The following is a 14,250-nucleotide window of genomic DNA, read 5'->3' as shown; positions in this document are numbered from 1 at the left end:
AATCAATGTCTTGGCGAATCAACGGGTTGAATCGCTGCCAGTATTGCACCGCGTCCTCACCGTGACCGCACCCTCAGTTGGCACTGAGACTTCGAGTTGCGCGGGGAACGGGTGGGTGACAAGCGATCCGCGTTCCACCTCATACCGATCGCCAACGATTAGTTGAACCCAGTCAAGTCGGTCTTCAGGCTTACGCTAGCGATCGTGGATCTTGAGATATGTCCAGGACGTAGATGCGTCATCCGCACGATGGCAGAACACCGCGAGTGGTGCGGTCGACACGGGGGTCTGCTGCACGGATAGGTAACATCTGATCTGCGTCGTTGTGTGTCGACGCTGGAAGGATGTGCACCATGCCCGAAGGCCTTTCCTAAATCGTCAACCTGGACTTGGCCTTTCGTGGCTAGGAGCCGCTCGTGTCTTGGTCGTCGATCGGGTCATGTATCGCTGGGTGCCGACAAGCACGCCGGACAGGGATCATTCCCGCGCTGCGCCCAGCGGTCCATCCCATGATCCTTATCATCGTTCGGGAATCGAAGAACCGGTCGGCGATGCCCCTTAGGGCACAGGTCAACGCCCCACTGCGCACCGCACGCGTCACGCGAGCAGTGGGCCATAAAGCGTTCTCCGTCCGGCCTGAATACCTTGGCGGCGGATCTGCAGGTAGGGCATCGCATCAGCAGTCGCGTCCATCGGAGGGCGCTTCGCAGATCGTCGACCGCTCGACCGAGCTGTTCATTCCTGGCTGAGAATGGCACGAGAGCGCGCACCTGCTCCGCAAGATCAGTGTCGTTGTATACGGCGACGATGACGCACCCGTTGGCCGGCCCAGGCTGAATGCGAAGCTCGCGCTCGTCGATCTGCATCGCAGCGTGCGCAAGGGGACCAGGCAGACGGAGGACCTTCGGATATGTCAGGAGCTCCTCGCCCTCCAGATGCCAGCGAAGCGCAGATCCCAATGCCTCGACCCCGGTCAGGACGTACGGGCCTAGACCCACGAGCGTAGGACGACCACCACCTCCGAGGCGGAGCAGCTGATCTTCGTCCGGATCGGCTATGGCCGCCACGACCACAGGGATAGCGGAGGCGGCTTCGAGTTGCTCGGCGCCCTGCAAGTCCTCCAGCGCGACGAACTGAGGGACCACGCGGGCGACCCGCTCGGACCCCGACGCCGTCGTCGTCCGGACCTCAACGGTTCCGTCGGGACTCCGCTGCAAGCGCGGCACCGTGACGAGTCCCTCGAGATCGTGGTCAGCGCCTGGCCAGTCGGCGACAGCGTGCTGAAGACACGCCAGAACGTAGTCGTCGAACCGTTCCTCGCGAGCAACCGCGATAGCGCGACGAGCCGAGTGGTCGAGCTCGGTGTTAGAGGTGAGCCTGCGCCAGAGCCTGCCGATCTTGGAATACGACTCGTGGTCGCGCAGAAGGTTGCTCCCGAAAGCACCTTCGGCCGGCTGCTCTCGCCACGGCGCGAGCGCCCGGCCCAGCACCGAGCCGGACAGGTTGGCGATGGACGTCAGCGCCTGGATGAGCTCGCTGCTTCTGGCTCCAAGACCCCGCCTGCGCTCCTGGTCGGACTTGCTGGTCTGGCTCCATAGGCTCGTGCTGCGGCGCTGCGCCCCGAAGTGAAGGCGCTGGAGGTGGTTGCTGTCGTTGAGGATCGCCTGTCCACGGGCGTCCTCTGCCAGGAGGTCGAGGCGCTTCTTCAGTACCACCAAGGTATTGATCACCAAGCGATTCTCCGGGCGGTCGAGGTGCGGGTGCAGCCGCTCGACCAGGAGCCGGCGAGGTTCGACGAACCGACCCCGACGTGTGCGCCAGTCATCAGCATGGGAGGCGAGCCTGCGCATGGTCCTCGAAGTGATCCGGCCACCGTGGCCGACGGCTGAGAGCTCGTCACGACGTTCCAGGAGCTCGGCGGGATCGTTCATGACCCGTGTGAAGGCTGGGTACGCGTCGTCGAAGCCCATGAGCGCGTCCTCGTCCTCGGCGGCCGGTTGCAGCCCCAGGGCCAGGACCGGCTGGCCCCTGGAGGCGCGCTGGAGGTGGGCGAGCATCTCGATCGCCCGAGCGTTGAGGTCTAGTGCGCCGCTGTCGGCTGCTGGAGACGCATCGACCCGTCGAGCGGGCAGCTCTGCAGATCCGTCCAGGAGAGGAACGACGTCGCGGGCCTCGTCGCTGCGCACGAGCCGATACCGACCGGGCCAGACAGGGCCGGGGACTCCGAAGGTCAGTTCCTGTCGAAGCCGGTCCCAGACGAGGTCGTCTGCCACTACCCGCGACTCCTGGCCTTGGCGACCAGCGTTGAGGCACTGCTTCGCGAGCTGGCGTACTTCTCCTGCTGCCAAAGCCTGTCGAGGGCTTCGGCAAGGAGCCGGAGTGGCTCGTCGCTCGTCTGTGCCCGCGATCGCAGCGGGTAGAGCACCTTCGTGGTGAGGAGGTGGTCCATGCCGAGGGCGTCACTTCCCCCAGTTGCCCGCAACGTTGGGAAGAACGTGTTCGAGTAGCGCTCCAGCCGGTTGCCGGGCGCCAAGTCGAGCCGGTCAAGGGACTCGAATAGTAGGTCCTCCAGCCGGCCCAGCGCGTGCTCGCCCGCTCCCGGGTGCCGCTCGGCTGCGTCGGAGAACCACTCCGTCAGCTGCGCCAGGCCGAGATCGGCGGGAAGGGCCTCCGAATTCGAAACGATCGGGGTGTCTCGGTTTCGCACGAGTTCCAGTAGATGCGCCCTGTCGATGCTCTTCGGAGCGAACTCCTTGGTAGTCGCGTCCTGGTTGGCGGTACCGACGAACCACACGTTCGGTGGGACGTCCAGACTTCCGTTCTCCAGACGAGGCGGCATTCCGGTCAGACCAGGCGGTGCCAGTGACAGCGGCTCACGGATGGCGACGTCGATCTCGAGCCGGCTGAGGAAGTCAGTGAAGTAGCGCTCGAGGTAGGACAGGTTCGCCTCGTCGAGGACGATGAGGTACGGCCGATCCTGGAACTCGGGGGTGCCGGCCTTATACAGCGCTTTGAGGAAGTCGGTTTCCTGGAACTGTTGGTCGAAGGTGTTGAAGTACCCGAGGAGATCCTGTCGGTCGTTCCAGCCGTCCTGCACAGCAACGATGGAGCATCCCCAGCCCAACGCGCCGGCGAGGGCGACCGGCAGGCTCGTCTTGCCCGTTCCGCTAGGCCCTTGGAGAAGGTGCAGGTTGCTAGCGCTGAGACCTGCGAACTCGATCTGGAGGTCCTCGATCCGGTAGCGCAGCGGCGCCTTGCTGTCGTTCGCGAGGTGGTTCTGAAGGGCGGAGGCAATCGATCCGATGCCCGCACTCCGTGCCCGCCGCCCGGGGGGACGGGATCGCTCGACGCCGAACCGATCCGCCAGGGCCTCGCAGCCGGGGAAAGGCGACCCGTAGGACTCCCGCAGCTCCCCGATCCGGCCGCGGAGGTCATCCAACTCGGCTCGCTGCTGCCCGACCATTTGCTTGTACGTCTCGGTAGAGGCGGCCTGGAACGACAGGCGGGCGAGCTCCTGCTCCTTGGCGTCTCGCTGAGCGGCGGCCTCATCGGCGATCAGGCGGGACTCCTCTGCTCTCTTGCGGAGCGTCCGGGACTCCTTGCGCAACTGCTGGAGCTCGTCGCGGTCATTTTCCGAGAGCGCCTGCTGGGCGGGGGACTCACTTCGCTCCTGCTGGAGGGCGTGGATCTGCTCAAGTAGCTCGAGCGGATCGCGATCGCCCAGTTGGAGGCGAAGCAGCGTGTGCTTTTCCTGCTGGGACTGCAGGTCGCGTATCCGCGCGGCAGCAGCCTGGGCGGAGGCCTCGGCGTCCTCGACCTGCGCTCGAAGGGCGCGAATCTCCTCCTTGTCCTTGCGGCGCTCCAGGTCCGTCATCGCCTCGGCCTCGAAGATGCTGAGGCTCGTCGCGGCCTGTGCCTCAGCCGTCGTGCGCGCTGCCGTAGCCTCTCGCTCTACCGCGCGCGACACCTGCGCGGACAGATCGTCGTTGAGAGAGCGCTGACGTCCCAGCTCCTCCTCGAGGTCGCTGCGGATCGAGGCCAGTTGGGCTTCGACCTGGCTGCGCGCCTCGGACACGGCATCGGCAGTCTCCTTGGCCAGTTTGGTGTGGAAGTCGTCACGCGCATTTTCTTCCAAGGCTTCCAGCTCAGTGCGCCGCGTCTCGATCACGGGCGCGGCCTCGAGCCAACGTTTGGCCTCTAGGTGCGCTTCCTTGACCTGGGGAAGGAGGGGGCCGATCAGATCCAGGGCCGCACGCAGCTCCTCCTCTGCACTCTGTGCTGGCAACGGCTCAGCGGCGGGTGTCGTGACCGCTGGAACGGCAGACGTGGTGGAGTCGTCCGCGCTGTCCGGGTCTTCAGGGCTCGCAGGCACCAGGTCGACCGGCACAGATGGTAGGTCCGGAACGCCCTCGGCCGCCAGGTTCAGTGCTTCCTCAACGAGTGCGTCCGCGTCACTGCGCGGTGCGGCAACAGGGGAACTCAGCGGGCGCGCGGGTCGGGTGGGACCTGCCGGACGTTGCGGCGATCCGGTGCGCTTCCGGGACTTGTTCCGCTTAGCCAAAGGTCTTCTCCAATTCTTGTGCCGGCCGGTCGGCGGCCATCGAATACATCAAGGCTCCGACCGCGGAGTCGATCGGCTCAAAATCTCCCGAGCCTAGGAAGAGGTCGAGCGCCTTGTCTGTCGCGTCCGCTTGCACCAGCATGCCGTTCGCCTCCGACAGACTTCTCGGGTCAAGGTCCGTACGATGGGCGCTCCTTGCCGCTAGCGCAAGTAGAACGGCCGAAACGCAGGTGGGTTGCCCCGTGAGCGTGTGAGCAGCGACCTTGTTGATCGCACTTGCGGCGTTCTTGTCCTCCTGGAGCCAGACGAACTCGCTGCGCAATGCTGACACAGCACCCTCAACACCTGCACGGGCAGCAAGCCCGTCGAGGACGGTGTCGAGGTCGATACCTGGCGCAACGGCCTGCCTCGTGACAGCCACGACGAGGGCTGCGACAGCAGCAGTCGTGCGAGACCGGTCGCCGGTCGACACCGAACTGAGGCGGACCTCCAGGAGCTCATCGGAGCAGAGTTCGCGAAAGGTCCAGTGCAGCCCGAAGTCGCGGGACCGGATGCTGCCCAGGTCATGCAGGTGCTCGGTCAGCGGTTCGCGCTCAGCGGGCGGCAGCGCGTTAAGAATCCGCGACAGCCCCGGATGAGTTCGTGCGCCGGTCGAGCCGCGGAGAAACGGGTTAGCAGCCACGATCTGCTCATCCTCTTTGCCCAGCACCGGAACCAAGAGGTGGGCGGAGCGCGAGGAGCTCAGCACCGTGACGGCGCCACGAAGTCGGGGCAGGCTGTCGCTGATCAAGTTATGGCTCCGGATCCTCAGCACATCAGTCGGGTCGGGCCGGGAGACATCGCGATGCGCGACGCGGAGGGTCCAGTACCGGCGCTGCCTCTCCAGCTCCTCCCAGGACCACAGGTTCGACGGATGAGCAAAGACCTGCCTGGCTACGTCACTGGCGCCGAGGAGAGCCTCACCCGGGAAACTGAACACCGACAGGCCGTGCGCGGCCGGCGCCGATCCGTGTGCGAGATTCATCAGCGCGTCGTCGCCAAGCTGACCGTCGGTCCCGATGATCCCGAGGTCGGTGGCTTCGCCAAGGGCCATGGTCACGATCTGCGGGTCGATCTGCATCGTCTCCGCCACCGCGTGCGGGGCGAGGCCTGCGGCCGTCAGGCGAAGGACGGGCTTGAGCAGAAGCCGGCGCCGGTCAGCCTCCTGGTCGCCGACGATGACGACCTCGTGGATGTGAACTGGAAGTGCCACGACGAGGAGTCTGTGGTGATCCTCTTGCGGGCGGCGGAAGTCTTCGCTCATTTTCTCGGTGCGAGTCGTCGGGATGACGAGCTGGATCTCATCCACGGGTGGCCTCCTCGTCGGCGAGCCTTCCGAAGTCGACCAGGTGTCGCACTGACCGGTCCGGCGTCGACGTCAGGTACTCGCGGTCACCGATGACCACCAGCAGGCGACGCGCCCGAGATAGGGCCACGTTGAGGCGATTCGGATTCACCAGGTGACCGAAGCTGGAGATGCCATTGGTCCGCGGCCGACGTGCTGACCTGACGGTCGAGATCACCACGACATCGAACTCGCGCCCCTGCGACCCGTCCACCGTTCCGACCCAGAACTCCTCAGGCGTAAGGCTCTCGTCCGGCCACCCGAGCTCGTTCTCCAGGTGGCGCGACTGAGCCGAGTAGAACGAGATCACGCCGATCGACAGGCCCGGATCGGACTCGCGGACCTGGCGGACCGCCTCTGCCGCTGCCTCGACTTCGGCCCGACGCCAGCGACTTCCGCCGGGGAGCTGGACGTCGCCTCCACGAGACGAGGGGACGTCCCTCCACACCGCCACGGCCTGGCCAAAAGGCTTTATCTGCCGGACGAAATCGTCGTCGGATCGTGCACTAGTCAAGGTGATGCCTGCGGGTTGGTAGAACGTCTGGCTGACGAACGCGCCGATCCGCGGATGCATCCGGAACTGCTCCGTCAAGGTCGCTACTCGTTCGACACCGTCCCGACGACGCAAGTCGGTCAGGCTGTCGAAAAGCGTTTCGAACAACGGGGTCGAGACGCTCGCCCGGTCGGCCGGAGAGAGCTGGTCAAGAGACTCGGGCTCCAACAGAGCGGGCAGTTGCTTCTGGTCACCAACGAGCACGACCCGCTTCCGCGCTCGTTGGGCAGCGAGGAGGACGTCGAGCGGGTTGGCGCGCGCCGCCTCGTCGATGATCACAGTCTCGACCCCGACGTGGTTCAGCTCGTCGATCTCCGCCAAGCCGGCCCCGGCGAACTCCTGGTTGACCTGCTCGGACCCAGCAAAGCCGCAGGTGAGCGCGAAAGCATCGGCGTAGTGGCGCACCGCGTCCCGCACCGCTGCGGGCTCGTGCAGGAGGCTTTCACGGAACTCTGCAATCGCGTCGCCGACGGCAGAGACGGAGCTGCGCGCGATCGTGTTGACAGAGGTCACCACGACCTCCAACGCGGGCAGCAGGCCCTTGGGCAGGCCGAGGGTGCTAGGGGCAGCGTGTCGCTCGATCAGCTCGCCCTTCACCTGCGCGAGAGACTGCAGTTGGTCATCGGTCGGGTCTGCATCGTCTGCGCTCAGGATCTCGAACAGCTGCCGTGCCTTCAAGTCGTCGAGGTCACCTGCCAGGTCCTGATCGGCCAGGAGCCGTCGGAGAACAAAGGCGCCATCATCCTGGAACGAGACGCGGTCGCACCGCAGGCGGTGGATCAGGCGGCTGGCGTTCCCAGAGCGACTAGGTTCGTCATTGCCGAGGGCTGAGGCGAGTGAGCGGTAGGCAGCCTGATCGGCATAGTCGCGGGCCAGGTCCAACATCTCTTTGCGGTAGGTCTTCAAGGTCCGTGAACCCCCGACGGCTACCGCACTCTCGATGAAGCGGAGCCGTTTGAGAGCGGTCGAGAGGGACGACGGGCCCGAGGAAGCACCCAGACGTTCGGCCAGGCGTCCGGCCCACGCCTTCGTCGCCTGGTCGCCGTAGGGGTCGACCCCGAGGTCGTCGCCCGCGTCGGCGCGACGGCTGCCGAGGCGCGCTGCAGGCATCCGACGCTCTCCAGTCCCCGCGACCGCCAGGTTGTCCACCGCGTCGTGTTGGGGTCCGGTCAGCAGCACGATCGGAGCGCCGCCCCGATTGTGCTGCTCCTGCGCCAGATGCAGGCGCAACGCGGTGAGCAGGCGGGTCTTGCCGGTCCCGGGTGGACCCTGGATAACGGCGACGTCCGGGGTGTTGAGAGCGACTAGGAGGGCCTCGCGCTGGCTGTACGTGGGTTGACCGCGGAAGGCTTCCTCGAGGATCTTGCTCGACAGCCGGATCGGCCGCGGAGACGGGCGCTGCGAGCTCACGCCGGTCGCCAGAGTGAGGATCGGGACGTCGCTCCCGGTGGCGACCGCACGACGCAGCGCCTTCTGTCGTCGAACCAGTTGCTGCAATGCCCCGACATCGAGGGCAAGAGCGACGGGCGCACTGATCCTGCGGTGAGATCCGATCGGCTCGAGGACACCTCGATCAGCATCGAGCCGATAGGGGTTGAGCACCGCGCGAAAACCTTGAAGTGCGTTGAGGATCTCTTCGGGTGAGCCTCCTGCGGCGATCACGTCACGAAGACTCTGCTGAGCGCGTTCCGCAACAGCGCGGGCTCCGACACTGAGCCGGTCCTCACTCTTGCGAGGGTCGTTCACGGCCCCAGCATCTGCCGCTTCCGGGGACAGCTTGACCAGTCGAAGTGTCCGACTTCCATCGCCGGCCCCTTCGACCGGCTGCAGCGGGAGGTCGGCAGACCCACGAGCCAACTGTCCGATCTCGATGTCGAGCCAACGTTGGTATGCATCGTGCAGGCCCGACTGCGCGGTTCCGGAGAACAGGCCAGCAGCAGATGCCGACAACGACGGATCAGCGGCGTCGAAACGCGTGATAAAGGTGACCTGGACCTCGACGCCGTGAAGAGCACCCGAGAGCTTTCGGGAGCGGCTGAGTCGATGCGCGAGAGATCCCGACGTTGTTCGCTTCACGTCGAGAGTGAACCCCGCTCCGATCAAAGTGAATGCATCCGGATTCAGGCCCGCACGTCCGGCCTGGACAACGACCCGTGGGGGGGCGCCCGACGTGTCCACGAAGCGTTCTATCAGCCAGAGCAGGCTCCGATCTCCTGGGATTCCGTGCACACGGGCGAGGTCGTCGAGGAGGTAGTCGTGAACCACAAGGGTCCACGCGCGGTCCGCGACGGTCGTGGAGGCGAGCGGGAGGAACTCGAGCCAGACCGTCAGGTCTTCCACGGCCGAGACCCGGACCCAGGCCTTAGCGCCTCCGTGCTGGAGGCGAAGCTCAGCGGTTCGGCTCGCCGGTGCTAGTCGCTCGGCGCGCCCCCGGTCGGCGCCCGCGACTACGGCGATGCCGTCCAAGGACAAGAGGTCGAGTTCGTCTCCCGGAGACAGGTAAGTCGTCTGAAGAGCTCGGAAGGGGAAGATGCCCGTCGCCAATCCGAGGCGCCACCGGTTCACTGGTCAGATCCCGTCCGCGCAACCAACAGGACCGCGGTTCCGTGGCTCTCGACCGTACATTGCCCACCGAAGGGGACCAGTGTCTGGAGGTCGGACAGGGTGACAAGGATGCCGTCGGTGTGGGCCGATGCTGTCCCGTAGCTGGAATCGGCGAGACGGCTCGGACCACCGAGCACGTGGCGGCGGAGAAGCCTGGCGCCCGAGGCGCTGGAGACGCGAAGGAGCCACCGGCCGTGCGTGGTCTCGATCCGCAAGGTTGCATCCGCCAGGTGTTGGTGGCACCCGGGACACCTCGACCCCTGGGTGGCGACGTCGCACCTCCAACAGGTGAGGAGCATGTCGTGGTCGTGCGCGAGAGCACGCCACAGGTCTAGTGCCGTCGGCATCGTGTTTGGTGCGCGGGGGAACCCGTTGTCCTCGAGAAGAAGAGAGGCCGCTCTGGGGAGTACTGCGGCTTCCCCGCGACGGTCCTGGCTTCGCGATCTGGTCAGTTCCTTGGCCACGGCCCATACGTCTTCGTGTGCCCACGCGCGCTCGCCGGTGAAACCAGGCGGAACCAGGACTCGCACGCGTGCACCTTGGATCGACGGGTCATCGAACGGTCGGCCTTCCCGTGCCAAAGTGTCCAGGTCGACGAGCACAGCATCTCGTCCGTCCGTGCTCACGAGGACGTTCCCGGGATTCAGGTCGCCGAAGACGAGGCCACGTTGATGAAGGCGCGCTACGACCTCCACCACGCGGGTAAGACCTTGGAGCCAGTTGGAGGTCGCCGCCGTCCTGGTCCTGCCGCTAAAAGTCCCCCACGGGTCTCCGCTCAGCGCGGCGCGCATGACGTATCCGCAGTACGGCGGCGCCAACGCGGCAGCTGGCAGGACGACGTTCAGCTCCTCGAGCGGGAAGGACCGTTGACGTCGGAGTAAGTCTGGAACATCGAGATCTTTCTTGAAGATCTTCACCAACGTGTGCGGCTCGGTCGTCTTATAGATGTTGCCGAAGCCGGTGGCGGTGGACAAAGTCTCGCCGAGCACGTGCGTCCGACCAGCCGAGTCCTCGAGGGTCGCACCCAGGGGAGGCAGGCTGTCATCGCGAGCCACGAAGCGCTCCTGCTACCGAGTCGATCTGGTCGGCGCTGAATGGTGTCCTGTCGCCCGACTGGATCCGCGCACCGACGGCCTCGTCCGGAGAGTCACCGACAAGCAGGACATGGGTCGCGCTCGAAGCCGACTGACGGTCGCGGACCGCCTCCTGGGCCCGCCGGATCCCCGCGACGTCGGTCTCGTGGCTCATGCAAGCGTCCGTGACGATGACGACGTCACCCTGCGTTTCGGCAAGGAAATCTGCGAGCGCGTCCCACGAACACCTAGCGTCCTGGCGGGAAGCGTCGGGGTCGACAAGGTGCGTGATGCTCGAGGGGGCGATCACCGGGGCCCAGGAGTAGACAGTGGCCGGACTGGGTTTGATCGCGGCCACCAGCTGGGCGACGACACGCACGACAGCAAACCGCACCTCCTCGGTACTCCCGCTGACGTCGACGATGACGCTCACCGGCGTCTGGACAATCGTTGATCGAGCGACGTCAGTCGTGGTCATCGAGGAACGTCCGCCCGGAGAGTTCGAACATTAGGTCGACCCCGGTCATTCGGATCTGGGTGGACCTCGTGAGTTGTCGGCGCTCCCCGCTCCTGAGGTTGGACCACGGGAGCCATTGATTGTTCGGGAGGGCTTTCCGTGTCTGGCTGCCGTGCGTCGAACCCAGGTCCTGGACGAAGACCTTGCCGTCGATGTTCTCGATTTGGAGGTGGCGACGGCTGATCCGACCTGCATGACCCTCCGGCAGTGGCAGGCTCTCGAGATTTGATCCGGGCCGGTAGTCGCCCGCCCGGCCTAGGACACGTTCGTCCCCGTCCTCGAGGAAGAACCGATCGACTTCCGTCCACCGGGAGCTGGCCGCTTCCCGTGTCATCAGCTTCACCCAGTAGACCGGGAGCCGCCACTGAGCGCCCCTTTCGAGAAAGGCATCGCAGTCGGGGCACTGCGGCTGGCCGCGGCGCAGGTTCGGCAGTGGGACCACCTGATCGCGCTGGTCGCAGTTGTAATCACGGCAGTACCAGCGATGGTCCAGTTGGGGGGTAAGTCCGTCGATGCCGCGGTTCTGGCGGAGCTTCGCGTCGGCCAACGACGTAATGTCCGCACTCAGCAAAATCTCGTGCTTGCGCTTCACGAACTCGAGGTTGGTTCCGTTCACGACGACGTATCGGACGTCGCTCTCCCGCGCCTCGGCGCGCTTCATCTTGTCGCGGTACTTGTCGAAGGCGATGACAGTCGCCGTGCTGCTCGCCAGATGGTCGAAGATGACATCGTCGGCCTCGATACCGTCAGGCGCGATCTCGGCGAGGCCCTTGGAGGTCAGGTCCTCGAGCAGGCGTCGATCAGAAGGGCTCAGTTTGCGCGGCAGGTTGAAGTCGGCGACCAGGTGAAACCCGCCTTTCGGCTCGCCGTACTTCGTGACCCAGGCCGTGCGCACCCGGTCCCACCGGCGGAGTGAAGCATCGGAGATGCTTGGTCCCAGGGCTGCCTCGCGGGTGATGTTCGACAGGTCGACGAGTACCCACGCCGCTGGCGCAGGATCGCTCTCTCTTCGGTGCTCGGGATCAGGTACCTCTGCCATGGGGTCAGAGTAGTGGGGGAGGTCCGTCACGCGCCGGGGATCGACGCGGTGGCCTGGTCCCGGCCGCGCTGGGGCGCTGGAGACGGCATGCACGGCCTAGAGGACTTGACCGATCAGTGTCGTCAGCAAGCGGCAGGTCGCATTCACGGGACCGGGAAGCCTGCGGTCTCTACACTCCCCACAACGGTGAATGTCGTAGGAGAAAGAGGACTGAAATGAGCGCGAGCGGTACCCGGACTTGCTCTTGGTGTGGTGAGACAGGGCACGACAAGCGTTCATGTGATGTTTCGCCGAATGCTGGTCAGTGCAGCGTCTGTGACTTCCACGGTCACGACAAGAGGAATTGTCCTAGCCGGTAGCAGAGCTGGGTTCCTCGATAGTTCGGCTGGACCTGCGCGACCTCTGACATCTGTCGGCCCTGGGCGCAGAGTAGGTCCATGTTCGAATTCGACTACCGCTGGATCCCCTGAACCCGTTGCACGCCTTGTTGTGGGCGGAGTGGACGTGCTCGGTATGCGGCGAGGACGGTGAGCTCGACGACTTGGTCGCCGGACACGCCGCCGAATCCGCCCGGGCGGGCGTCCCTCTCGGCCGGATCGCGCACAGCCCCGCCACAAACGCGATGCGACTCTCCTCGAGCGCTACATCCGCCCGACCCAAGCCCTCCAGACGACCTCCAGCAACGACCTCGGCCTCTGATCGAGAACACTCACCCCGCGGCACGGTCCTCGTCTCACCGTGCACCCTCGCCGGGGAGCGCGGCAATGACAACCGACCCGCGAAGCCCCCGGCGCCAGAGTGAGGCGCCCACTTCGCCGCTTATGGGATGCCTCAGAACCATGCGAACCTCAGCTTTGGTGAGATGGGGAGCGCGTTACCGACCCGCCGCGTGTCCTGGCCGGCGCGAGTGAGCGGCGCGCTTGATCGTCCGCACTTCAGCTCAAAACACTGGTCTTTAACTGGTCGTAAACCCCCTCAGACGTAGGCCGGTCTGGGCTCTCGGAAGCAAGATCGGACAACAGGTCCGAGCGACGTCGGCCCAGGTCAGAGCGCATTGTGGCGAAGGCCAGCCGAGCGCGACTTGGTGGCTAGTCATCTCCAAGGGGTCGCAGGTTCAAATCCTGTCAGCCCGACCGAAGCACCGCCTCTGAACTGCGGAAACGCAGATCAGAGGCGGTTTCTGTTTTGACGTGGAACCGCAGAATGGTCGTTTACTAGTCGCAAACGAATTCGCGGGCTACGGATAGTCGCTCTCAGCGAGTCGCTCGAGGAGCTCGGAGAGGTCGGCTGAGACCGGCGGCTTGGCGATGTAGTGGTCCCGGGTGACCTGGCTCGAGGAGTGGCCGAGCTGGCGGGAGGCGAGCTCGGAGGTCGTTGCCTCGGAGATCAGCGTCGCCACCGTCTTGCGAAAGGTGTGCGGGGTCACCCACGCATACCCGGTGTCCTGGCGGATCTGCCGCCATCGCCGCTCGATGTTGACGACTTGGTGCCAGGTGCCATTGCGGGTGGCGAAGACGGCGTCATTCTCGTTGGCCGTCGCGAACTGCTGGCGCTCGCGGAGCAGCTCGGCTGCGAACCGGGGTAGCACCACGGTTCGCCGGCTGGCGTCCGACTTCGGCGTGGCCTTGCGATAGGTGCCCTTTCCGGTCTCTGTCTTGATCGTGCCGGACACCGTGAGGACGGGTTGGTCGCCCTCGAGGTCCAGGTCGCTCCAACGCAAGGCCAGGTCTCTCCAATGCGGCACCCGGTGGCGAGCATCAGGTCGATGATGTCGGCCATGTCGCCGGTGGCCCGAGGCCCGGGACGGTCCGCATTGACCCACCGGCGAACCGCTGCGCGGATCTCGAACAAGTCATCGACCCACAGGGCCCTGGTCTCCTGTTTTGGTCGGTGAATCCGGCTCGTCCCGTGGGCCGGGTTCGTCTGGATCGCATCATGTCGCACCGCGAGGTCAAGCAAGGCCCCGAGGACGACCTTGGCCTTGCGCTGACGGTTCACACTGCGATCGCGCAGCCGCAGCAGGAGCCTGTCCAGCCGACCAGTGGTGGCCTCGCGGAGCTTCAGCCCACCAACACTGGGGAGCACCAGGTTCTCGAGCACCCGGCGGTACTCGTTGATGGTGGTCTGCTCAATCCGCCCTTCGGCCTCCAGACCGGTGATCCACAGGTCGGCAAGATCGGTCAGCCGGGTCTCTACGGTAATGAGCTCACCGGCGGGCGCGGTGCGTGTGCCCAGGACATCTCGCAGCGCGCGCTCCGCAGCAGCCTTGCTTGGACCAGTCGCGGTGACACGACGCGTGTTGCCGTCGCTGTCGCCGTTCGAGGACGAGGAGCACTTCGGGTTGGTAAATAGCCAGTCGGCCTGGTCGCGGTAGTCGTCGGCGTGTAGCCGTGGGCCTGGATAGCCTCAGTCAGTGGATCTCGTCGTCGAACACAGGAAGTACGGGCCCACGAGTGCCAGCGGGCTCGCGGTGCTGGTCATGTGTTTCCTTCTGGTGCGGTCGGAGCGTGGAGGGAGTG

At 65.5% G+C, this 14,250-nt stretch carries 9 protein-coding genes; 1 reads left to right on the top strand and 8 read right to left on the bottom strand.

Annotated features, from left to right (window positions below):
• Window positions 1–437: 437 nt before the first annotated feature.
• From AC4BGC_RS10470 to AC4BGC_RS10435, 8 genes are all read right to left on the bottom strand, one after another.
• Window positions 438–2,273 carry a hypothetical protein gene (locus AC4BGC_RS10470; RefSeq protein ID WP_490555563.1) on the bottom strand — a complete coding sequence of 612 codons (1,836 nt, stop codon included), beginning with the start codon at window positions 2,271–2,273 and terminating at the stop codon, window positions 438–440.
• Complete coding sequence (locus AC4BGC_RS10465; RefSeq protein WP_490555561.1) at window positions 2,273–4,387, bottom strand: hypothetical protein; 2,115 nt, start codon at window positions 4,385–4,387, stop codon at window positions 2,273–2,275. The genes AC4BGC_RS10470 and AC4BGC_RS10465 overlap by 1 nt, the downstream gene beginning before the upstream one ends.
• A 166-nt stretch (window positions 4,388–4,553) precedes the next feature.
• Window positions 4,554–5,909, bottom strand: a complete 1,356-nt coding sequence (locus AC4BGC_RS10460) for a hypothetical protein (RefSeq protein WP_490555560.1) — start codon at window positions 5,907–5,909, stop codon at window positions 4,554–4,556.
• Window positions 5,902–8,838, bottom strand: coding sequence for a DEAD/DEAH box helicase (locus AC4BGC_RS10455; protein ID WP_490555559.1), 2,937 nt, complete (start codon window positions 8,836–8,838; stop codon window positions 5,902–5,904). Before AC4BGC_RS10455 ends, AC4BGC_RS10460 begins: the two co-directional genes overlap by 8 nt.
• 221 nt (window positions 8,839–9,059) lie before the next feature.
• Window positions 9,060–10,157, bottom strand: coding sequence for a protein kinase family protein (locus AC4BGC_RS10450; protein WP_490555558.1), 1,098 nt, complete (start codon window positions 10,155–10,157; stop codon window positions 9,060–9,062).
• Window positions 10,144–10,653, bottom strand: a complete 510-nt coding sequence (locus AC4BGC_RS10445) for a hypothetical protein (RefSeq protein ID WP_490555557.1) — start codon at window positions 10,651–10,653, stop codon at window positions 10,144–10,146. Before AC4BGC_RS10445 ends, AC4BGC_RS10450 begins: the two co-directional genes overlap by 14 nt.
• On the bottom strand, window positions 10,640–11,731 hold the full coding sequence (locus AC4BGC_RS10440) for an FHA domain-containing protein (RefSeq protein ID WP_490555555.1): 1,092 nt from the start codon (window positions 11,729–11,731) through the stop codon (window positions 10,640–10,642). Before AC4BGC_RS10440 ends, AC4BGC_RS10445 begins: the two co-directional genes overlap by 14 nt.
• A 1,237-nt stretch (window positions 11,732–12,968) precedes the next feature.
• Window positions 12,969–13,451, bottom strand: a complete 483-nt coding sequence (locus AC4BGC_RS10435; protein ID WP_490555554.1) for a tyrosine-type recombinase/integrase — start codon at window positions 13,449–13,451, stop codon at window positions 12,969–12,971.
• A gap of 215 nt (window positions 13,452–13,666) precedes the next feature.
• On the opposite strand from AC4BGC_RS10435, the gene AC4BGC_RS10430 reads away from it, so the two are divergent.
• Window positions 13,667–14,083 (top strand): hypothetical protein, encoded by a 417-nt coding sequence (locus AC4BGC_RS10430; RefSeq protein WP_490555553.1) that lies wholly within the window; start codon window positions 13,667–13,669, stop codon window positions 14,081–14,083.
• Window positions 14,084–14,250: the final 167 nt, after the last annotated feature.

The organism is Nocardioides sp. Z38_18 (assembly GCF_058215695.1).
Note: the sequence above shows the minus strand (reverse complement) of the source record. Positions and strands in the feature narration are given on the sequence as shown.

Bases quoted from the DNA above. Each gene is read 5' to 3' on its own strand.
- AC4BGC_RS10445 (WP_490555557.1), bottom strand. From the start codon at position 10,653: ATGACCACGACTGACGTCGCTCGATCAACGATTGTCCAGACGCCGGTG.
- AC4BGC_RS10440 (WP_490555555.1), bottom strand. From the start codon at position 11,731: ATGGCAGAGGTACCTGATCCCGAGCACCGAAGAGAGAGCGATCCTGCG.
- AC4BGC_RS10430 (WP_490555553.1), top strand. From the start codon at position 13,667: ATGTCGCACCGCGAGGTCAAGCAAGGCCCCGAGGACGACCTTGGCCTT.